Raw genomic sequence first — 23410 nt, 5'->3', positions numbered from 1 at the left:
CTAATGATTATGAATTTGAGAAATTTATTATTAACCGTTTTTAGCCTTTTCGTGACTTTGTTTTCGTTTGGTCAGGCTAATATTTTGAATGCAGATAGTCCTGATGATATCGGAAAGAAAACAATCGAACAGATTGAAGCCGATAATGACCTTCCGTTAGAATATGGTTATGTTGATAAACGTGATGTACTTTGGGCTAAAACGACATGGGAGACGATAGATCTTGATGAGCGTATTAATTTCCCATTATATTATCCTATTGATACTGTAAATATCGGAGCAGACAGACGTGCATTATATGATGTTTTGTTGTCCAACGTTAAAAATGGTACCATTAAGAAAATTTATGCAGATTCATATTTTACAGAAACACGTACTTTAAGTGATTTGGATGGAACATTGTCTAAAATTGATACGTTAGATCTTGGTTACGAGCAATTTAATGCTGGTGAGCCTGTAGATCCTCAGTATATTGAAGTAACAACTATCGGTGCTGCTGATATTTCAGAATACAAAATCAGAGGATATTGGTATTTTGATAAGCGTCAAGGAGAATTAAGATATAGATTACTTGGTATCGCTCCTGTGGCTCCAGATGTTAACTTTATTAATGATGATGAACCAGATATGGTTCCATTATTCTGGGTATGGTATCCTGATGTAAGAGAGATTCTTCATAATGCGAAAGCATTTAATAGGAAGAATACTTCAATGCCATTTACATATGATCACGTCCTTAATGCCAGAAGATTTAATTCTGTTATTTATAAAGAGGATAACATTCAGGGTGACCGAGAAGTTAATGACTATATTATAGATAATGCATTAATGCAATTACTTGAAAGTGAAAGAATTAAAGAAAGTATTAGAAACTTCGAAATGGATATGTGGAGTTACTAAACTCTAGTATTTCTTTTTATAATATAAAAACGCTCAACATTTTAGTTGAGCGTTTTGTTATTTTTACCCTATGATAGACTATATAATTGTTGGTTTTGGATTAGCTGGATTATCTTTTGTTGAGGAATTAGAGAATAATAACAAATCTTATAAAGTATATGAGGATAATTCTCAACAATCTTCTAGAGTTGCGGGTGGTTTGTATAATCCAGTAATTTTAAAACGATTTACTGCAGCTTGGCTCGCTTCAGAGCAGTTAAGGGTTGCTGTACCGTTTTATAAAAATATAGAAGCTAAATTAGGAATATCTGTAGTACATAAGCTTCCTGTTTTACGTAGATTTAATGGTGTAGAAGAGCAGAACCTGTGGTTTGAAGCGTGTGATAAACCTATTTTGAGTACATTTTTATCTTCAGAATTAATTCGAAATAAAAACCAGGCATTAGATATTCCTTTTCATTATGGAAAAGTAAATAATACAGGAAGGATAGAAGTTGAAAAGATGCTAACTTCATACAGTGATTATATAGAAAAAAAGGGATGTTTGATTAAAGAATCTTTTGAGCATAACAATTTGATAATTGATTCAGACTACATTGAATATAACGGTATAAAAGCAAGAAATATAGTATTCTCTGAAGGTTTTGGTGTTAAAAACAATCCTTTTTTTAACCAACTACCTTTACAAGGTAATAAAGGAGAATATCTGATTATAAAGTCCAAAGAATTAAAGTTGGACGAAGCGGTAAAATCATCAATATTTATCATACCATTAGGGGATGATTTGTATAAAGTTGGTGCAACCTATAATAATCAAGATAAAACGGCTACTACTACAGATGTAGCGAAAGAACAAATAGAACGTAAATTAGAGCAGTTTTTAAAAGTAACATATGAAATTGTTGATCAAGTAGCTGGAATACGACCAACAACCAAGGATAGAAGACCACTTGTAGGCACGCATACAGAATATAAAAATCTTCATATTATAAATGGTTTAGGTAGCAGAGGGATTTTAATAGGTCCTTTTGTAGCGCAAAAACTTTATAATCAAATAGAAAAAACTTCCTTGTTAGAAAGGGAGATAGATATTAGACGTTTCTAAATACTTAAGATATATTCTTTTTTTTGCCAAAATGCATGAAAAAGTTGATCCAGATATTTCGGGATAACCTTAAAATGATTGGTAAACAGATAATCATTGTTCCTGCAATTAATAAAAAAGTGGCCACCAAATGTAAGGAAAGCAGAAAATGTCCAATCAAAAATGCAGACACTGCAAAAGCAATTCCTACGGGATAACTAACATACATAGCTCCATAAAAAAAAGAAGGCTCAATTTTATATTTGGTATTACAATGACTACAGCGTTCATTCATTTTTAAAGTATGACGCAGTTTATAAGGGTTAGATTCTTTATACATGCTTTCTTCATGGCAAACTGGACAACTACCTGTAAGAATGCTGTAAATTTTAGTTCCTTTTAAGAAGCTCATAGTACTTTTATTCTAACACAAAATTAGTCATCTTTGCACAAAATATTCAAAAGCTGATGTTAAACATACATAACCTTTCAATTTCTTTTGGAGGAGAATATCTTTTCGAAGAAATAGCCTTTAGATTAAATGCTGGAGACCGAGTAGGATTAGTAGGAAAGAATGGAGCAGGAAAATCTACAATGCTTAAGATTTTATCTAAAGAGCAAGAGCCAGATTCTGGGCAAATTGCTATGGATAAGGAAGTAAAGATTGGTTTTCTGAAACAAGATATAGATTTTGTTTTGGGTCGTACTGTTCTTGATGAATCTTATGAGGCCTTTGTAGAGATAAAAAAGATAGAAAGAGAGATTGAGAAGATCAATGCTCAACTTGCAGAACGTACTGACTACGAAAGTGAAAGTTACAATCAGCTGATCACTGATTTAAGCGATCATACACATCAATATGAGATTATTGGAGGATATAATTACCAAGGAGAAACAGAACGAGTATTACAAGGGCTAGGATTTGTTCGAGAAGATTTTGATAAGCTAACGGATACTTTTTCTGGTGGTTGGCGTATGAGGATAGAACTGGCAAAATTACTTCTTCAGAATAATGATATTCTGCTATTGGATGAGCCAACCAATCACTTAGATATTGAATCTATTATTTGGTTAGAGAATTTTTTAAAAAATTATCCTGGCGTTGTAGTTATTGTTTCGCACGATAAAATGTTTCTAGACAATGTGACCAATAGAACTATAGAAATATCATTAGGAAGAATTTACGATTATAATAAGCCATATTCTAAGTATTTAGTACTTCGTAAAGAAATTAGAGACCAGCAACTTGCTGCTCAGAAAAATCAATCTAAGCAAATTGAGCAAACCGAAAAGCTTATTGAGAAGTTTAGAGCAAAAGCGACTAAAGCCTCTATGGCGCAATCGTTAATTAAAAAATTAGATAAGGTAGAGCGTATTGAAGTAGATGAGGATGATAATGCAGTAATGAATATTAGTTTTCCAATAAGTATACAGCCAGGTAAAGTCGTTATTGAAGCAGAGAAGGTTGGAAAAAAATATGGAGAGAAAGAGATTTTAAGTGATATTAACCTATTGGTAGAACGTGGTTCGAAAACAGCGTTTGTTGGACAAAATGGACAAGGAAAATCAACGTTAGCAAAGATCATAATTGATGAAATATCACATACGGGAGCATTAAAACTTGGTCATAATGTACAAATTGGGTATTTCGCACAGAATCAATCAGAATACCTTGATGGTGAACTAACGATTCATGATACGATGATCAATGCAGCTAATGAAAAAACACGAAGCAAAGTTAGAGACATGCTGGGTGCATTTTTGTTTAGAGGAGATGATGTAGAAAAAAAAGTAAAAGTGCTTTCTGGAGGTGAACGCAATAGATTGGCATTGTGTAAATTGCTTCTAGAGCCATTTAACGTACTGGTGATGGATGAGCCAACGAACCATTTAGATATTAAATCAAAAAATATTTTAAAAGAAGCGTTAAAAAGTTTTGAAGGTACTTTGATTTTAGTGTCTCATGATAGAGACTTTTTGCAAGGATTAACCAATACGGTGTATGAATTTAAAAATAAACAGATAAAAGAATATCTTGGCGATATAGATTTTTATTTAGAGCAAAGAAGAGTAGCAGATCTTCGGGATATAGAAAAAAAAGATAAACAAACGAAGTTAGTTTCAGAAACTAAAGAATCTGCAAAACGATCTTACGAGGATCAGAAAAAGCTGAAATCTCTTAATAATAAATTGAGCAATGTAGAATCTAAAATCAATAAGCTCGAAAAAGAAATCAAAGAAATAGATCTAGAATTGGCGATCAATTATGATCAAACTATCGCTGCGCCTAATTTTTTTGATACCTATCAGGCAAAAAAAGATGAATTAGCTTCTTTAATGGAAAATTGGGAAATATTACAAGAAGAAATAGATACGTTATCCTAAGCTTAATTTTTTAGAATTACTTAAAAAAAGGAGTTTAAATTATGACTTTGGTATTAGATAATGATCTTTTTTAAAGATTCCTGAATTAGAGCATATTGCCGCAATATCAAGACAGAAATAATCATATAATTTAAGTCAATTTTTATCGTTAGTTACAGGAACAACTGAATATTTATAGATATTTTTGTAACTGTAAATTAAATTATACAATGTATGAATGATACAAAAGCCATAGATTTAAATGCACACGCTTTATCGTGGGTTGGTAAGATTCATTATGATTTTGGGTTTTTAGTTCAGAAGGCGTTTAGTGAAAATGGATTGGATTTATCTAAAGAACAATGGAGTGTACTTAAGCGTTTAAAGGTAAATAACGGACAGCCACAAAATGATTTGGCTTTTATTACCCATAGAGATAAGACTTCAATGACCCGATTGGTTAATACCATGGAAAGCAAAGATCTTGTGGTAAGAAGAAGTGATGAAAATGATAGAAGAGTAAATCGTATTTTTCTCACGGATCATGGCAAAGAAGTAATCAAGAAGGTAACTCCTATTATGTATGAGCTTGTTCCAGCGGTGCAAGAAAGTCTTAGTGAAGAAGAGATTGAGAACTTGATTAATACACTGAAAAAGATTAAAGCGAAAATTGCAGATATCGCAGAATAGAAACACAGTTTTTATCAACCAAAACATCTACTTTGTAGATGTTTTTTTGGTTTTACTAGATTCGTAATTGTCTGAATAACTTTTGTGAGTTTTTTAACTGCAACACAAGGCTGTTGTTAATAGATTTGTGCAGCTTTTTATATTAAAAGTGTAAACAAATCTTGTGTATGAGAAATGTTATACTTGTTATCCTTGGATTGTTACTTATTGCTGGAGCTTTATTTGGTGCTAAGAAACTTATCGATAGCAAAACTAGAATCAAACCCAAATCCGCCAAGGTAATTAAAACCGTTTTTGTAGATACAGTAAGAACAGGTACAGTGCCGATTATGATTACTGCTAATGGTAATTTGACTGCAAAAAGGAGATTAGAACTTTTTTCTGAAGTGCAAGGGGTATTTAAAGGAGGATCTAAACTGTTTAAAACAGGCCAACCTTATCTAAAAGGGCAAAATTTAATCAGGATTGATGCATCAGAATATTATGCTTCGGTACAATCTGCAAAAAGCAACCTATATAATTTGGTAACTTCTATCATGCCAGATTTAAGGTTAGATTACCCAGATATTTATGATAAATGGCAAAATTACTTGACTAATTTTGATATTAATAAAGCAACACCAAAACTTCCAGAGGTTTCTTCAGAAAAAGAAAAATATTTTATTACTGGGCGTAATATTTATACAACCTATTATAATGTAAAGAATTTAGAACAACGCTTATCAAAATATACAATTTCTGCACCGTTTTCTGGGATTCTTATCGAAGCTCTTGTAACAGAAGGGACATTGATTCGCCAAGGACAAAAATTAGGAGAATATATTGATACTAGTGTATATGAAATAGAGGTGGCAATTGGAAAAGAATTTTCTGATTTACTGAAGATAGGAGAAGCTGTTATGCTTTCAGATCTTAATAAATCTAAACAATATACTGGTACAGTAACTCGAATAAATGGGAGCGTAGATCAAGCTACGCAAACCATCACTACCTTTATAGAGGTCAAGGACCCTTCATTAAAAGAAGGAATGTATCTAGAGGCAAGTCTCAATGCAAGAAAAGCTGAAGATGCTATAGAAATTGATCGTAATTTACTTCAGGAAGGAGACAAGATTTTTGTAGTTAGAGACAGTATTTTAGATGTGATCGATGTACAACCTGTTTATTTTTCTGAAAAGAAAGTTGTCCTTAAAGGAATTTCTGATGGTGATATGATTTTAAACAAACCTGTTCCAGGCGCATATGCTGGAATGTTAGTGAAAATATATCAAGGTAAAGGGAAAAAGACACCCACTTCTGATGGTAAAATAATAAGTACTAATTCAAAACGGTAATTATGCGTAAGATTATTTCTTATTTTATTCGATACCACGTTGCCGTTGATGTCATCGTAATTGCTTTTATCGTTTTTGGAGTTTTTGGAGCGATATCTCTTAAATCTTCATTTTTTCCACTAACAGATTCTAAAAATATAAGTATAAATGTTGTTTATCCAGGAGCCTCTCCATTAGAGGTAGAAGAGGGGATTATACTTAAAGTAGAAGATAATCTTAAGGGATTAGCAGGTGTAGAGCGTGTAACCTCAACTTCTAGAGAAAATAGTGGTAGTATCAATGTCGAGATAGAAAAAGGAAAGGATATTGATTTTATGCTGCTCGAAGTTAAAAATGCAGTAGATAGAGTACCAACATTTCCAACTGGAATGGAACCAATAGTGGTATCTAAACAAGAAGCGATAAGACAGACTATTAATTTTGCAGTAAGTGGGAATGAAATACCGCTTACCACTTTAAAACAAATTGCAAGACAAATTGAAAATGATCTTAGAGCTATTGAAGGAATCTCTCAGATAAATATTAGCGGTTATCCTGATGAGGAAATAGAAATAGCAGTCAATGAAAATAACTTATTAGCGTACAGACTTAGTTTTAGTGAAGTAGCGCAAGCAGTAGGTCGAGCGAATATTTTGACCACTGGAGGAACTATTAAAACAAATGCAGAGGAATACTTAATTCGGGCAAACAATCGATCGTATTACGCTAATGAACTTTCTAATTTGATAATTAGAGCAGATGCATCTGGAAGAACTATTAGGCTTAAAGACGTTGCAGAAATTCGTGATAGGTTTTCAGAATCGCCGAATGCCTCCTATTTTAATGGAGATCTTTCGGTGAATATCCAAATAACCAGTACCAATACAGAGGACCTTATTTCTTCTGCAGAAAAAACCAAAGAATACATTACTACATTCAATGAAAAGTACAATAACGTTCAGCTTAATGTAATCAGTGACCGTTCTATTACTTTAGTACAACGAACAAAACTCCTTACAGAAAATGCAATCATAGGGATGATATTGGTACTTATATTTTTATCCCTTTTCCTAAATACTCGTTTAGCATTTTGGGTGGCATTTGGTCTACCGATATCCTTTTTAGGGATGTTCATATTTGCAGGCTATTTTGATGTAACGATTAATGTGTTATCTCTTTTCGGGATGATCATTGTAATCGGAATATTAGTCGATGATGGTATTGTAATTGCCGAAAATATTTATCAACATTACGAAAAAGGTAAAACCCCTATTCAGGCAGCAATTGATGGAACCATGGAGGTGATCCCTCCAATAGTTTCTGCAATCATAACTACGATTTTAGCATTTGGGATATTTTTATTTTTAGATGGCAGAATCGGTGATTTTTTTGGTGAAGTATCTGTTGTTGTGATTCTAACGCTGACAATCTCACTTGTAGAAGCATTAATTATTCTTCCAGCCCATTTAGCACACTCCAAAGCATTAAAAAAGAAGGATAAAGAACCAAAAAATGGGATCGCAAGATTGTTTGCTAAACTAAGGTATATCAATAAATTTGGGGATCGAATTATGCGATGGTTACGGGATAATTTATATAGTCCTTCGCTTAGTTTTGCACTAAAAAATAAGTTTTTCACCTTTTCTATTTTTGTAGTGATATTGATATTCACGGTAGGTAGTGTAGGTGGAGGGATTGTTAGAACCGCTTTTTTTCCTCGAATTGCTAGTGATGTGATTTCAATAGATTTAGGAATGCCTAATGGAACCAATGAAAAGATAACGGATTCTATTATTTCCATGATTGAAGAAAAAGCATGGATTGTTAATAAAGAACTGAGAGAAGAATTTTTGGTAGGTGAAGATTATGAAGGTAAAGAACTTTTTGAGAATATTATAAGGAACGTCACTTCATCTTCTAACGCTTCATTGCGTATCAATATGTTGCCAGGAGAAGAGAGGCCTAATGCGGTAAATTCTGGATTGGTGGCAAACCGTATTCGAGAAAAAGTAGGTCCAGTATTTGGCTCAGAACGACTAATTTTTGGATCTGGAGGTAATTTTGGAGGAAGTCCAGTCTCTGTTTCTTTATTAGGAAGTAACATCCAAGAGCTAAAAGCGGCAAAAGAAGAGTTTAAAACCATTCTTGTAAATGATGCCAGACTTAAAGATGTATCAGATAATGATCCAGCAGGGATCAAAGAAATAAGATTAGAGCTAAAAGAGAATGCGTATGCACTGGGTCTTAATCTAAGGGATGTAATGGCTCAGGTTAGAGGAGGCTTTTTTGGAGTACAGGCACAACGTTTCCAAAGAGGTCAGGACGAAATACGTGTTTGGGTGCGATATGATAGAGAGAACCGATCTTCTATTTTGGATCTTGATAATATGAGAATTTCTACCGCTACAGGAGAACGAATTCCAATAAGTGAAATTGTAAGTTACACAATAGAACGAGGTGATGTGGCAGTGAATCATCTTGACGGAAGAAGAGAAGTGCAAATCTCTGCAGATTTAAAGGATCCTGAAACTACAAGTTCTACAGATGTTTTAGAAGAGATTCGCACTATTATCATGCCCGAAATTATTGCTAAATACCCTACCGTAACTCCTTCTTATGAAGGTCAGAATCGCGAAGCAGGTAAGTTTCTTGGATCTTTAGGACCTGTAGGACTTACTGCTCTGGCATTGATCTATATTACAATCGCATTTACCTTTAGGAGTTATAGCCAACCTTTGTTATTGCTATTGCTTATCCCATTAAGTCTTCCTGCAGTGGCATTTGGTCATTGGGTGCATGGTTTTCCGATCAATATATTATCCTTGTTAGGAATTATAGCACTTATCGGTATTATGGTGAATGATGGGCTAGTATTAATAGGGAAATTTAATAGTAATCTAAGATCGGGAATGACGTTTGATAATGCGATTTATGAAGCGGGGAAATCTAGATTTAGAGCAATTTTTCTTACTTCGATAACTACAATTGCTGGATTAGCACCATTAATTTTTGAAGAGAGTCGACAGGCAAAATTCTTAATTCCTATGGCAATTTCAATAGCGTATGGAATTGGTTTTGCTACCGTACTTACTTTATTAGTGTTGCCACTATTTTTATCATTTAGCAATACGATAAAAGTTGGAACGAAGTGGTTAGTTACAAATAATGAGGTAACAAAAGAAGAAGTCGAACGTGCTATAAAAGAACAAAAAGAAGAAGAAAAAGAACATCATGAATTACAGGCTTAGATATATAATGAAATTGGCTTTCTTTTTGCTTTTAATTACGGGTAATGTTGTAGCTCAAACATTGACAAAAGAAGAAGCGATTCGATTAACGTTAGAGAATAATTTTGGGATATTAATCGCCACAAATAATATAGAAATTGCTAAAAATAACAAAGGAGTCTTGAACTCTGGATATTTGCCGACATTAACAGGTACTGCTGGAGCCAATTATCAATCTGCAACGACCAATACTTCTTTTCCTACCAGTGGTGATCCTGATAGAGAAATTGAAGATGCAGAGACTCAGCGATACAATGCAGGTGTAAATCTTAATTATACCTTGTTTGATGGTTTAGGGCGTTATTATAATTATAAAAGGCTGAAAGAACAGTACAATCTCACAGAATTACAAGCAAGAGAAACTATAGAAAATACAATACTACAATTGTTTACGGTATACTATGAAGTGGCAAGACTTTCTGAGAATGCCGAAATTCTAGAAGAAACGTTGCAAATTTCTAGAGAACGTGTAACTAGATCAAATTATCAATTCGAATACGGTCAAAATACAAAACTTAATGTACTCAATGCAGAGGTTGATGTAGCAAACGATAGTATTAATTTATTAAATACGGGGCAACAACTAATTAATACGAAGCGTGATCTTAATGTTATTTTGGATAATGATTTGGAAACCCAAATTAAGGTGGATACCATTGTGAAATTTATCCCAAACCTTCAGTTAGAAGAATATTTAAATACTGCTTTAGAGAATAATGTGACATTATTACAAAACGAAGCCAATCTTAGAATCAGTGACTATGATATCAAGGTTAGTAAATCTGGATATCTACCAACTATTGGACTAACTGGATCTTATGGTTGGAATCAATCCAGAAACCCTCCTGGAGTTTTTTTCCCCCCAAACATTTCTAATGCTACCACGTTAGCGGCTGGTGTTAGTCTTACTTGGAATCTCTTTGATGGAGGAGGAACAATTACCAGAGCTAAAAATGCAAAAATTGCTTTTGATAACCAGGAACTGAGACAAAATCAGATAATGGTTCAGGTACAAAGAGATATCGCCAACGCATTAGGTGATTATAAAAACCGTCTTAGTATTTTTGAAATTCAACAACAAAACGTAATAACAAATCAGAATAATTTTGAACGGTCTCAAGAGCGTTTTAAATTGGGACAGATTACCTCTATAGAATTTAGACAGGCACAGATCAATTTGATTAATGCCCAAACCAGTAAAAATCTTGCAAAGTATAATGCTAAAATAGCAGAACTTCAATTGTTACAGCTTACTGGCCAATTATTGAATATTGAATTTTAATTCATATGTTCGAACACTTTTTTCAATGTCCATATTGTTGGGAGGAAATATCAATGTTACTCGACACATCTATTCCTTATCAAGAATATGTAGAAGATTGCGAAGTGTGTTGTAATCCTATCCAGTTACATCCCAGATTCGAAGATCAAGAATTAATTTCTTTTGAAGCAATAAGTATTGAGCAGTAATTGTTTTTACAAAATTTATACGACATCACTGGATTCAAGATCTATTGTAGAACTTTATTTTGAACTTGCTGCCAGAATGTATTATCGGGCCATCGTTGTTCTTGTTTGTATAGAACATCTTTGGTTTCCAGGTAATGGCTAAAAATAGCATGTAAATCCTCGTGATATTTTTCTAATGTATAAGAGGATTGAGATACACATTGCTCAGCTTTTTTTGCAGTATATATCGCATTCGTAATCCCGTGTGAAGATAAAGGGTCATAGGCTATGACAGCATCACCTATTGCTAGCCAACGATCTCCCGAGAAATAGAGTGGCGCAGAAGAATTAGCCTTACTTCCGATAATAGTATCTGGAGTCTCTATAGCCAAAAAATGTTTTAAATAATGGGTGTCCTGTAGAACATATTTCCAGTTGTTATAATCTTTTAATTGCTTGTTTAGTCCAGTATTTTTGTGCGTAAACAAGGTAAGAACCTGTGTGTTTTCATTCAACCCTGATACAATTCCCCAACCATCTGCAAAAGACTCCGTAAATACATCATGAACTAACGATGGATGTTGTACTCTTGGGAGATGACAACTAAAAGAGATAATTGTATCGTGTTCTTGGATAGGTATGTGTAATGCTTCAAGAACAGCTCTGTTTCTTCCTGTTGCGTCGATAATTAATTTTCCTTGTATTGCAAGCTGTTTTTTTTGGTGGTTTACGGTTACCGAGACTTTTTCTGAGGTTGTTTTTAGACTTTTAAGTGTATCAAATTGTATAATCTGTTCGGTAATTTGTGCTTTCAGCTCATTCTGAATAACCTGTTTATCAATTTTTAAACCATATTTATAAGGGTTGTGATTAAAAAAATGAGTAGTTCGTAAGTGATCATTTCCCCATAGTGCATGATAACCATACGTTTTTTTTAACGCCTTATTTTCAAATAGCTCAAGTAGGTTTAGTTCGTTTAGCAATATCATAGCCGATGGCGGAAGGGTTTCCGCCAAAGGCATAACTTTTTGTTTTTGTACCCGATCTAAAACAACATGATCGATATGTTTTCTTTTTAAAAGGATTGAGAGAACAATTCCCGAAATACCTCCTCCAATAATAATCACATCCGTTGTCATTGCCAGTATCTTATTTAAGATTGTTTTCCATTAAGGGCTACATATACTAATTCTGGTAATCCTTCTACATCAAGTTTTCTACCCGTTACGACACCTATATCTTTCCATTTGTAGACCATATTGATAAGGCCATTAAGATAGCCTCCTTCTGCATGATAACCAATAAAACCTGTATCGGTAGTATGTAACCAGGCTAAACGGGATGCATATATATTGTGCTTGGTTTCTAATAAAATATTTGGATCAAGTAATTTATGATATGCATCTTCTGGTATTACTTGTACAGGCAAGTTTGCTGCCCACCACGATGGAATTGGATATTGTTTCTCTACAAAAACAGCCTGACAACTTCCTGCATCTGATTGCCATGGAATTCCCATCCATTTAGTTAAATCTCCAGGAGTGATTTTCCATAACCAATGATCTGCTCCTTTTTTCATAGAAGCAGCAATATCATCAGAATCCATCTGAAATCCGAAGTCGTTATAAAAAATACGTTCCTGTTCTTCGACAGTAGCTGCGTTAAGACGTACTTCACGTAGTCCATAGAAACCATAGTTATATCCATTTTCTTCGGATACGTATGGATATATCATTTTGTTTTCGGCATATATCATATCATGACGCATGGGCCATGTTAACTCTACTCCAGGATGAAATCCTCCTCCATACAATGTTTCTAGTACTGCACGGGTCATTAGTAATGGTTTTTTTGAGTCGTCTTTTGAAGCTTCTATAAAACGTTCCCTGTAATATGCTCCCATTTCATTAATGTCATCAAAGTGGAAGTGTTCAGGGGTTTCAAATGCTCCATTTTTCCATTTTTCTAATTCGATATAGAGCATCGGCGGAATTGCAAACCATTGTGCTGGGCTTCCTGGATAATCAATTCCATCACCAGGATAATAAGGGAGTTGTAAGGTCTCTTTTCCGCTACCTCTATTCGTAATATTAGTCATATCCTTGCTAGGAATGATTGGCTCATTGTTATAGTCGTAAATCGGATTTCTAAACTTATTAAATATATGTTCACGAACTTCAGTAGCTTCTTTTTTTTCTTCAGGAGTATTTCCTTTATCGTAGATATATTTAAACTTGTTCTCTTTGATCAATTTATCTATTGTTTCCTTAAAAGAAGGAGCTAAGAAATCTCCAAGATTAACCCATTGCATTCTGTACAATCGATACATCATCGGAAATACTAAACTCAATTCGGGTTCATAACTTTCATTAGCCGCACCACAAACTAAATCAAACATGGTAGATATTGGTTGAATTTGGGGTGCATAATCTGGCGGCGCCGAAGCAACCCAAGCAGCACTGTTTGCATCGGTTAAATTATATTCCTTACCGTTTTTTTTATCTTTTATTTTTGCGGTGATCCTACCATCACAAATATCGTCGTACCAATTAGAGTTATCTGCAAAATCTGTATTTAGATCTGATGGATTTAAAGATGCAGAAATACCATCTGCGGGATAAAAAATCAAGGTTCCGTCGTCATATTCTGCTGTTCCAAGATTCACTTGTTTAGCATTCGAGTTTAAACTTGCAGCCAATAGACTTACTGTTTTTCCTTTGGTAAAAGGAAACCTTCCTTGAATCTCCTGCCTTTTGTATGCATCACTTACATGAACAGGTTCTGGGCTGTTAACGAGTTCTTTTCGATAGTCATATCCACCTTCTTCTCTTATTCCCTGATTCAATACATTAGGGTTTCTTCGTTTTGCTCCTACTCCTGGTGCAATATTTTTTTCCACAAAATTTGGAGATAGGTTTTGATTATCTGCTACAACGGATAAATCTAAACTGTTATTAAAATCGTACCAAAACGGTTTCTTATTGGCCACCTCTACTGTCCAGTTAATATCATAATCTTTTGGATCGATGACACGAACTGGTTTACCTTCTTCATCACATTCATAAATATAAAAACGCTGAGCTTGCTTTTTTAAAGCACCGTCAGGTGTAAGGTAATTTTGATCGGTATCATATAAATTGGCCCAAGGGATTTCTGGACTAAAAATAACTTGCTCTTTAGTTGCGGGACCATTCCCCATTCGTGTAATCCCAATAGATGGATAAATTCTGAATTTTGGTTGACTCATTTTTTTAAGGCTTTAAGAATTATAACCTAAAATTACGGTTGTTTTCAGGGGTTTCCTACAGGGGTTTTTACTGGGTTTTTACTGGGTTTTTGGTCATGGTTTGAAGAAAAAATATTTGAATGGCTTACTATAGAAATAAATAAGTGCTATGATCGATGTAGTTTTTCAGAAAAATGTATTTAAAAGATATTTTGTTCGTTCTTCACTAACCAATAACTAAATTATCACACAAAGATCTTCATAGACAATACCTTACGCTCCTTACGAATAGTCTTTGATTGACGTAGCGTATACACAAGACAAGAAATAAAGAAACGGTTATAGATTTAAATCTATAACCGTTTCTTTAATGTTAAAATCCACACTTATCTGTTGTACGGATACTCACTTATCCAATGAAAACCTCTGTTCATTAATAAGAAATCATCTTTATCTAATCGTTTAGTTTGACCTGAGATTGTATCGTTTTTATAAATGTAGTTGAAATCTAAAGATTCGTCAGTTCTGGTGTAGTTAAAATCAAAATAATCAGCGCTATTTCCAGAAGGAGAAAATTTAACTTTTTGAGTAACAGAATCAACCTCAACTTTATAATAAAGATCTTTTTTATCCATTTTCCGTATTTGAACTCTTCCTTCTCTTTCGAATCTAATATTTTTCCAAAGTTTATCACTCTTGTAGTTTGTTATCGTATCTCCATTGATGACATAATTTGTAACTTCATACACGCCATACAAAGGTGGTTTTGGTACTTCTGTGCCATATAGTTTTCTAGAATCTAAAGCATCATAAAAACCATAACCTAAAGCATAAACTAGAACTAAACCTTTTAAAACATTTAAGCCAATAGTAACACCTTTTTTAAATTGAGGACGTTTTATAAGAGTTATATTTTCAACAGGCTTATTGGTAACCAAAAATTGCATGACTTTCCTGATATCGCGAGATAAAAGAAACAGCGTCATAAGAACCAAATGTGTAGATAGTATTTTAACCGGAACATCAAAGAAGTAGTTAACAGCCATGACATTCATAGCAGTCATTAGTGTAATTACAGCTCCAAAAGTTAATGTACGTCTAAATAACAATAGACCAGCCAAAACCTCTGCAATACCCATAAACATATTATAGCCTTCTGAAAACCCTAAAAAAGTCCATGCCAATCCCATAGGAGAAGATTCACCATATGGCTCCATAAGCCTATAAAAGCTAGGTGCTGGAAATTGCAATTGAATAACTTTTGCTAATCCATAGTTAATTAACATTAAACCTACATAATAACGCAGTGCAGTAGTTAGCCAGTAATATAATTTTTTGTAATTAGGACGATTTCTGTCTAGAACCGACCAAATTAATGTAACTAGTAACGCCACTATAAAACCTATAAAAATGACTAAGTAGTCATAAGTAGTATCTCCACTACCATTAGGTCCTGTATTAATTTTGTATGGAATACCAATCACTTGTTCACCAAACCAAATGGCAATTTTTTGCAAAAGCTCGATTGGTTTCTCGGTTATATAATCAAAATATGGATATGCTCCGTTATTTTGAAAAAAGATAATGAAGAAGAAATAGATGAAAGAAAACCTAAATCCAATCTTCGTTAATCTAGACCACTTCTCATCTTCGGTTGAAGAAACGTACGTTAGAAAGCAAAAAACCAGTATTAAAATATATATTATTGGTATAATACCACCCATTTTAGCAGATGTGGCTTCAGAACTTCCTGTGTTTTCTGAGATCCCTTTACCTTCTACTAGAACAGAGTAATTTCCATCAACGCTATCTTCACTACTACTCGATGTAAATTCTTTTACAGAATAAACTTCACCTTTAGAAATACCTGGATTCCATCCTGGAATAATATTATCGGTTACTCTATTTTCAAAACTAGCGTTATTAATATTTACTGGTTGATATTCTCCATTATCATCTTCTAAATAAACTTCAAATTTATCATAGAAGAATTTACCATTCATTAAACTAATACCTCCAAAAACCAGTTTTTCTGATTTTGAATCTATTGTACCTTCAACAACATATGAGTTCCATGTATTGGATTTTATAGGTCGATCTCTCATATTATCAAAAAACCCTCTTCCTTGTTCGGGTTTATTGTCTACTCTTGCCCAAACTCCAGCCCAAGCTTTTTTGTCACTTGTTTCGAGCTTTACATTAGCTACAACTTTAAATTTTTTGACAGAGTCCGTCGAGACTTCTATAGATTGAGCAAATGAAGTCCAACTTCTGGAAATTTCTTTTACATTTTGGCTGTTAACAGATATGCTAATCAGAACTGTAAATAGTAGGATAACTAATCTTTTCATTTTTTGATGATAATTTTAAGAGCCAAATATATAAAACATAAAAGACTCTTTTTTGAGTCTTTTATGTTTTATTGGTTTATATATTCTTTACTAACCAATCACCAACTTCACTAGTTTTGTATGCTTTGTTATCACCAGAAAGATCTTCGGTTACTACTCCTTCATTTAGAGATTTATCCACCACATTTCTGATAGTTTTTGCCTCTTCATTAAGTCCAAAAGCAGTTTCGAACATCATGGCGGCAGAAAGCACGGTTGCTAATGGATTAGCGATGTTTTTTCCAGCTGCTTGAGGATATGATCCATGTATAGGTTCAAATAAAGCTGTTTTCTCACCCAAAGAAGCAGAAGGCATTAATCCCATAGAACCTGATATTACAGAAGCTTCGTCTGTGAGAATATCTCCAAATAGATTCTCTGTGATTAAAACATCATAAGAATTTGGCCATTGTACTAAGCGCATGGCAACGGCATCAACGAACTCGTAGCTCACCTCTACTTCTGGATATTCTTTTTCCATCGCCTGTACCGTTTCTCTCCATAAACGAGAGGACTCCAAAACGTTAGCCTTATCAACACAGCATAATTTCTTGCTACGTGCCATGGCCATTTCGAATCCTTTTTTAGCCAATCGCTTTACTTCTTCTCTGGTATAGGTACAAGTATCATAAGCTGTATCTCCGTTATCTTCTCTACCTCTTTTTCCAAAATAGATTCCACTGGTTAATTCACGAAGAAATACTAAATCCGTGCCTTCTATTCGTTCTTGTTTTAAGGGAGATTTATCAATTAAGGAAGGAAAGGTAAAAGTAGGTCGTACATTAGCAAATAAACCTAATTTTTGACGCATTTTTAGTAAACCCTGTTCTGGGCGTACTTTTGCAGAAGGGTCATTGTCAAATCGTGGATGGCCAATGGCTCCAAATAATACCGCATCGGCTTGTACACAAATTTCATGTGTTTCATCTGGATATGGCTCGCCAACGGCATCAATGGCAGCTGCCCCAGTTAACGCTGATGTCCAGTTGATTTGATGATTGTACTTTTTTGCAACGGCATCGCAAACTTTTACTGCTTGATCTATAACTTCAGGTCCAATGCCATCTCCAGCGAGTAGTGCTATGTTTAATTCCATTCTTTTTCTTTTATTACACTGCGTCTGTCCAGGTTTTTGTTAATTGAAATTTCAAATTGTCTTCGACAGACTCAGACCGACAATTTGATTTTTATCTATGATTTGCTACTACATTTCGACGTTACTCCATGCACTAGCATTATTTTTATAACTCAATAATATTGAGCATTTTTTGTGTGGCTTTGATCGCAGAAACTGTTTGATCAGAATCCAATCCTCGAGTCACGAATTCTTTGGTTTTAGTTTTCCAAGTAATAACCGTTTCACATAACGCATCAGAATTACTTCCAGGAGGAATTCTAACTGCATAGTCAACAAGTTGTGGTAGTGTCTTGTTTTTTTGCTGGTACACTTTTCCTAAAGCATTCATAAATGCATCATATTGTCCATCGCCTTGTGCGTGCTGCTCAATCACCTCATCATCCATTTTAATAGCAAGCGTAGCAGAAGGCTTTAAACCTTTTGCATGGTTTAAGACATAGGATTTGATTTTTACTTTGTCCTGATACAACTTACTATCCAATACATCCGAAATGATATATGGTAAATCTTCCTGAGTTACGACTTCTTTTTTATCACCCAACTTAATGATCTTTTGGGTAACCTTTTTAATATCTTCTGGACTCAGTTTTAACCCTAATTCTTGTAGGTTTTTTTCAATATTAGCTTTCCCAGAAGTTTTTCCTAAAGCGTATTTACGTTTACGTCCAAAACGTTCGGGCATCAGGTCATTAAAATATAAATTGTGTTTGTTGTCACCGTCAGCATGTATCCCAGCAGTTTGTGTAAACACATTAGCGCCTACTACTGGTTTATTGGCTGGAATTTTGAATCCAGAAAAGGTCTCTACTAGTTTACTCACCTTGTACAATGCTGATTCTTTTACATTGATTGTGACTTCTGGCAGGTAATCATTGATTACAGCTACTACACTTGCGAGAGGTGCATTTCCTGCTCGTTCTCCCATCCCATTCATAGTGAGATGTAAACCATTTACTCCAGCTTTTATTCCTTCGATTACATTGGCTACTCCTAGATCATAGTCGTTGTGCGCATGGAAATCGAAATGTAAATCGGGATATTTATTTCGTAATACAGACAAGTATGTATAAGTTTCTGAAGGAATCAACACGCCTAAGGTATCAGGTAATAAAACTCTTTTTACGGGCTGTGTTGATAAAAAATCCAGAAATTGATATACATACTCTGGAGCATTTCGCATTCCGTTACTCCAATCTTCTAAATACACATTGGTGATAATACCTTCTTGGGTAGCTTGCAGGAATACTGTTGCAATATCTTCAAAATGTTGTTCGGGAGTTTTTTTTAACTGATATGTAAGATGATTTAATGACCCTTTAGTGAGTAGATTCTGTACTTTTGCTCCAGTATCTTTCATCCATTGTATGGATTTACCACCATCTACAAAAGTTAATATTTCTACTTGATCGATATATTCATTTTCATTAGCCCAATCGATGATATTTTTAACTGCTTTAAACTCTCCTTCGGATACTCTGGCAGATGCCACTTCGATACGATCTACGTTTAATTCTTCAATCAAAAGACGTGCGATCGTTAGTTTTTCTGAAGCAGAAAAGGATATCCCAGAGGTTTGTTCACCATCTCGGAGTGTAGTATCCATGATTTCTATTGATCGTGTACTCATATGATTCGTTTTTGCGTTAGGGATAGTAGTGGCATCCTTTTCTGTCATCCTGGTCTATCACACTGAGCTTGTCGAAGTGTTGTCGAAGGAGGTCAGAAAAGATATAACGAATAGCCCGCTCGAACGCCTTAATTATGCTTTTAAAAAGGACGTGCTTTTGCGAATTCCTGAATTTCTGATTTCATTTTAGTCAGATAATCGATATCGTCATATCCGTGTAACATATTCTCCTTTTTGTAACTATTTATCTCAAAAGATTCTGATGCTCCAGAAGCTTTGATCGTGATCGTTTGTTCAGGTAAATTAACTTCAATTTCTGTATCGGGATTGGTTTCAATTGCCTTGAATATATTTTCTAAAAAAGCTGGACTTACTTGAACTGGTAGTACTCCAATATTAAGGCAATTACCTCTGAAAATATCTGCAAAAAAACTAGAAACCACACATCTGAATCCGTAATCATACACTGCCCAAGCAGCGTGTTCACGAGAAGATCCTGATCCAAAGTTTTTACCACCTACAAGGATTTTACCACTATAGGTTGGATTGTTTAGTACAAAATCTTCTTTTGGAGTGTCATCACTATTGTATCTCCAATCTCTAAAAAGGTTATCTCCGAATCCTTTGCGTTCTGTCGCTTTTAGAAAACGAGCTGGTATGATCTGATCAGTATCTACATTCTCTATCGGTAATGGTACTGCAGTAGTGGTTAATATTTCGAATTTATCGTATGCCATTTTGTAATTATGAATTCAAGGTTGTTTTTTATGTCAATGCTTTTTCTTGGAGTAATGTTCTGGGGTCGGTTACTACTCCAGTAACTGCTGTAGCCGCTGCCACAAGTGGACTTGCTAATAAGGTTCTGGATCCAGGTCCTTGTCTTCCTTCAAAATTTCTGTTAGAAGTACTTACTGCTAGTTTTCCTGCTGGGATTTTATCAGCATTCATGGCTAGACAGGCAGAACATCCAGGTTCTCTTAAGGTAAATCCTGCTTCGGTGATGATATCTAAGATTCCTTCTTCTTTAATCAATCCTTCTACTTCATGAGATCCAGGTACTAACCAGGCAGTGATGTTATCAGCTTTCTTTTTTCCTTGAACAATAGAAGCGAAGGCTCTAAAATCTTCAATTCTTCCGTTTGTACAACTTCCTAAGAATACATAATCTACAGTTTTACCAATCATAGCATCTCCTTCATTAAAATCCATATATCCTAAGGATTTTTTATAGGTAGCAACGCCACCTTCTATATTGGAGGCGTCTGGAATATTGTTGGTGATACCGATTCCCATTCCTGGATTGGTACCGTAGGTAATCATAGGTTCAATATCGGCTCCATTAAAAGTAAGTTCTTTGTCAAAAACAGCATCTTCATCTGTTTGTAGGGTTTGCCAATATTCCATAGCAGTATCCCAGGCTTCTCCTTTTGGCGTTAATGGTCTTCCTTTGATATAATCGAATGTTTTTGAGTCAGGAGCAATCATTCCTCCTCTTGCACCCATTTCTATACTAAGATTACAAACGGTCATACGACCTTCCATAGTCATATTTCTAAAAACATCACCTGCATACTCTACAAAATATCCTGTAGCACCAGAAGTTGTTAATCTAGAAATGATATATAGCGCTACATCTTTTGGTGTTACCCCAAAACCAAGCTCACCATCAACATTGATTCGCATTTTCTTTGGTTTTGGTTGCATAATACATTGTGTAGATAATACCATTTCTACTTCTGAGGTTCCAATACCAAAAGCAATGGCACCAAAAGCTCCGTGTGTAGAGGTATGAGAATCTCCACAAACAATAGTAGCTCCTGGTAACGTAATACCGTTTTCTGGTCCAACCACGTGCACAATACCATTTTTTTGATGTCCTAATCCCCAATGAGAGATTCCCCAAGCTGCTGCATTTTCTTCTAATGCTTTTAATTGATTTGCCGACAAGGGATCTTCTACGGGTAAGTGTTGGTTAATGGTAGGTGTATTATGATCTGCCGTAGCAAACGTACGTTCTGGATATAATACAGTATTTCCTCGGCTTTTTAATCCTAAAAAAGCAACTGGACTGGTTACTTCGTGGATAAAATGACGATCAATAAAAAACACATCAGGTCCATTTTCTATCTTACGTACGACGTGTGCATCCCACACTTTGTCAAATAATGTCTTACTCATTTTTATGATCTTTACTACTATAGTGATGCTGCATTTAGCATCTTGTTAATTCACTTAGATTATAATTAAAAGGGAGGTAAATTTAAGTGTTACCAAGGATATCAGCTAATAAAACTATCCAGTGAAGTGCAGTTTTAAGCATATCTCAATATTAGCTGAGATTTTAGACAATTTGATAAAAAAGACATTGATTATAGAGAATATTATTTTATGGATTAGAGTATATGGTTTAAAATCAGTTGGTAAGAAAAGCTGTTCTAAAAAAAATGTTAGTTTTTGTTAATAATGCTTTGTAAAGCTAAAAAAGGTTGTATATTTGCCGTCCGTAAGGAATGATAAGTGATTTGTCGAGCTCATAACTCGAAGTTTAAAAGACAAGTAAATTACGAATTATATATCGCGGGATAGAGCAGTAGGCAGCTCGTTGGGCTCATAACCCAAAGGTCGCAGGTTCGAGTCCTGCTCCCGCTACTAGATAACCTTCTGATTTTCAGGAGGTTATTTTTTTTGTTTTTTATTTTCGATTGATATATGAATTTCACCTTTTTTATTTAGCTGATTAGTTTTGGTAAATCTGTTTATAAGGGTTTTTGATTGGAATTTAAGCTTACGTACCGCACTTACGTACCGCAAAATTTAGTTTTCGTTTCCGAAAATTGTCATCTCAGCCACAGCTTTACTTACAATTGTTTCATCGATATAATGTTTTTCTAAGACTGCATCGGTGCTATGTGAATCTAGTTTTTTCATATCTCCTTTAAGAGTCAATTTCAGATAAGTTAGATATGTTTTTCTAAGGCATTTCATTTGTAATTCTCTACCTGTATTAAGCAGTTTGTAAAAATGTGTAAAGCCTTTTGAGAGATTATCCATAATAGTATGTGTTGATTGATTTTTACGATCAGGACATATTATGTATCTATTGGTGTTTTTGTGTTCGTTGTACCCTAGTCTTATTAATAAGTTTTTTAAATCTTTTGTGATTGGAATTATGTTGGTTTGGACGTTATCATTAAAGCCTTCACCAAGAATTCTTTCTACTTTTAAATTGTTAAATTCTATGTAAGCAATTTCTCCATTAATTTTTTTTATCATATTCCATTGGAGTTCTACAACCTCTTCTCTTCTTCCACCAGTATGAAGACACAACTCAATACCATCGGACAAGTAGTCTCGATAGAGATTTCTTTTTCTTTTTTCCTTACCAACTGCTATTTTACCATTGTCAGCATTCATGTTATTCGGATCTATTAGGGCTAAAAACTCATTCCTGGTAATAGTTGTTTTATTAGTTCTTGTAGATCTTTGTTTAACTTTTTCAAACGGATTTTTAATAGTTAATTCATAGTTGTCTATTGCCCATTTCATAAAACCTTTTAAGGAGCCGATTTTATTATTGTATGTTTTATTAGCATACTCCATGTCTTCTAATAAGAATTTATGGAAATAACCAACATGTAAATCTGAGATTTTATGAATTGGAATTCCTTTTTTATTAATTTTTTTTTGTTGCAATGATTGGTTGAATAGCCTGATGCATTTATATTGTTCTTCTATGTGTTTTTCTGATCTTTCAACCTTTTCGTGTTCCGGAACATTAATGTTCGCTAGAAATTCTAAATACCTAATTTGGGCATCATGTTGGAAATTCTTGCCAAACTGACCCACTTAATCCTGCGAAAGTGACCCATTGAATCCTATTTAAAGTGACCTGGGTATTCCTGTTTAAATTGACCCACCCCTAAAAAGAGCGTGTATTAAATA

General features: G+C 34.3%; 17 protein-coding genes and 1 tRNA gene. 9 read left to right on the top strand and 9 right to left on the bottom strand.

Features of this window, described 5'->3' with window-relative positions; genetic code table 11:
* Nucleotides 1–9 precede the first annotated feature (9 nt).
* Both porN and QBK95_RS19715 read left to right on the top strand, forming a co-directional pair.
* A complete protein-coding gene (gene porN / locus QBK95_RS19720) occupies nucleotides 10–900 on the top strand; it encodes a type IX secretion system ring subunit PorN/GldN (RefSeq protein WP_280936276.1) in 891 nt (296 codons plus the stop codon).
* Nucleotides 901–970: 70 nt separating this feature from the next.
* Nucleotides 971–2005: an NAD(P)/FAD-dependent oxidoreductase gene (locus tag QBK95_RS19715; protein ID WP_280936275.1), complete on the top strand. Its 1035-nt coding sequence runs from the start codon at nucleotides 971–973 to the stop codon at nucleotides 2003–2005.
* A gap of 4 nt (nucleotides 2006–2009) precedes the next feature.
* Here the strand turns inward: QBK95_RS19715 and QBK95_RS19710 are convergent, their stop codons facing one another.
* A complete protein-coding gene (locus QBK95_RS19710) occupies nucleotides 2010–2396 on the bottom strand; it encodes a DUF983 domain-containing protein (RefSeq protein ID WP_280936274.1) in 387 nt (128 codons plus the stop codon).
* Between the two features lie 56 nt (nucleotides 2397–2452).
* Here QBK95_RS19710 and QBK95_RS19705 point away from each other — a divergent pair, with 56 nt between their 5' ends.
* From QBK95_RS19705 to QBK95_RS19680, 6 genes are all read left to right on the top strand, one after another.
* Nucleotides 2453–4369, top strand: a complete 1917-nt coding sequence (locus QBK95_RS19705; RefSeq protein WP_280936273.1) for an ABC-F family ATP-binding cassette domain-containing protein — start codon at nucleotides 2453–2455, stop codon at nucleotides 4367–4369.
* Nucleotides 4370–4582: 213 nt separating this feature from the next.
* The gene (locus tag QBK95_RS19700) at nucleotides 4583–5038 is read left to right on the top strand and encodes a MarR family winged helix-turn-helix transcriptional regulator (protein ID WP_280936272.1); all 456 of its coding nucleotides are present in this window, start codon (nucleotides 4583–4585) and stop codon (nucleotides 5036–5038) included.
* Between the two features lie 167 nt (nucleotides 5039–5205).
* Nucleotides 5206–6372, top strand: a complete 1167-nt coding sequence (locus tag QBK95_RS19695; RefSeq protein ID WP_280936271.1) for an efflux RND transporter periplasmic adaptor subunit — start codon at nucleotides 5206–5208, stop codon at nucleotides 6370–6372.
* Between the two features lie 2 nt (nucleotides 6373–6374).
* Nucleotides 6375–9599 (top strand): efflux RND transporter permease subunit, encoded by a 3225-nt coding sequence (locus tag QBK95_RS19690; RefSeq protein WP_280936270.1) that lies wholly within the window; start codon nucleotides 6375–6377, stop codon nucleotides 9597–9599.
* The gene (locus QBK95_RS19685; RefSeq protein ID WP_445012638.1) at nucleotides 9583–10920 is read left to right on the top strand and encodes a TolC family protein; all 1338 of its coding nucleotides are present in this window, start codon (nucleotides 9583–9585) and stop codon (nucleotides 10918–10920) included. The genes QBK95_RS19690 and QBK95_RS19685 overlap by 17 nt, the downstream gene beginning before the upstream one ends.
* Nucleotides 10921–10925: 5 nt before the next feature.
* Nucleotides 10926–11108, top strand: a complete 183-nt coding sequence (locus QBK95_RS19680) for a CPXCG motif-containing cysteine-rich protein (protein WP_280936269.1) — start codon at nucleotides 10926–10928, stop codon at nucleotides 11106–11108.
* Nucleotides 11109–11149: 41 nt separating this feature from the next.
* On the opposite strand, the gene QBK95_RS19675 is transcribed toward QBK95_RS19680, so the two are convergent.
* The 7 genes from QBK95_RS19675 to leuC form a co-directional block, all read right to left on the bottom strand.
* Complete coding sequence (locus QBK95_RS19675; RefSeq protein ID WP_280936268.1) at nucleotides 11150–12226, bottom strand: FAD-dependent monooxygenase; 1077 nt, start codon at nucleotides 12224–12226, stop codon at nucleotides 11150–11152.
* A 14-nt stretch (nucleotides 12227–12240) separates the two neighbouring features.
* Complete coding sequence (locus QBK95_RS19670) at nucleotides 12241–14334, bottom strand: LodA/GoxA family CTQ-dependent oxidase (RefSeq protein WP_280936267.1); 2094 nt, start codon at nucleotides 14332–14334, stop codon at nucleotides 12241–12243.
* A gap of 365 nt (nucleotides 14335–14699) precedes the next feature.
* Nucleotides 14700–16664: a DoxX family protein gene (locus QBK95_RS19665; RefSeq protein WP_280936266.1), complete on the bottom strand. Its 1965-nt coding sequence runs from the start codon at nucleotides 16662–16664 to the stop codon at nucleotides 14700–14702.
* Nucleotides 16665–16740: 76 nt separating this feature from the next.
* Nucleotides 16741–17799 (bottom strand): 3-isopropylmalate dehydrogenase, encoded by a 1059-nt coding sequence (gene leuB, locus QBK95_RS19660; protein ID WP_280936265.1) that lies wholly within the window; start codon nucleotides 17797–17799, stop codon nucleotides 16741–16743.
* Nucleotides 17800–17944: 145 nt separating this feature from the next.
* Nucleotides 17945–19468, bottom strand: a complete 1524-nt coding sequence (locus tag QBK95_RS19655; RefSeq protein WP_280936264.1) for a hydroxymethylglutaryl-CoA lyase-like TIM-barrel protein — start codon at nucleotides 19466–19468, stop codon at nucleotides 17945–17947.
* Between the two features lie 140 nt (nucleotides 19469–19608).
* Nucleotides 19609–20205: a 3-isopropylmalate dehydratase small subunit gene (gene leuD / locus QBK95_RS19650; RefSeq protein ID WP_280936263.1), complete on the bottom strand. Its 597-nt coding sequence runs from the start codon at nucleotides 20203–20205 to the stop codon at nucleotides 19609–19611.
* Nucleotides 20206–20233: 28 nt separating this feature from the next.
* Nucleotides 20234–21646: a 3-isopropylmalate dehydratase large subunit gene (gene leuC / locus QBK95_RS19645; RefSeq protein WP_280936262.1), complete on the bottom strand. Its 1413-nt coding sequence runs from the start codon at nucleotides 21644–21646 to the stop codon at nucleotides 20234–20236.
* Nucleotides 21647–22044: 398 nt separating this feature from the next.
* On the opposite strand from leuC, the gene QBK95_RS19640 reads away from it, so the two are divergent.
* Nucleotides 22045–22117, top strand: a tRNA-Met gene (locus QBK95_RS19640).
* Nucleotides 22118–22282: 165 nt separating this feature from the next.
* Here the strand turns inward: QBK95_RS19640 and QBK95_RS19635 are convergent.
* On the bottom strand, nucleotides 22283–23161 hold the full coding sequence (locus QBK95_RS19635) for a site-specific integrase (RefSeq protein ID WP_280936261.1): 879 nt from the start codon (nucleotides 23159–23161) through the stop codon (nucleotides 22283–22285).
* Nucleotides 23162–23410: the final 249 nt, after the last annotated feature.

The organism is Aquimarina mycalae, from assembly GCF_029906345.1.
Classification (GTDB): domain Bacteria; phylum Bacteroidota; class Bacteroidia; order Flavobacteriales; family Flavobacteriaceae; genus Aquimarina.
Note: the sequence above shows the minus strand (reverse complement) of the source record. Positions and strands in the feature narration are given on the sequence as shown.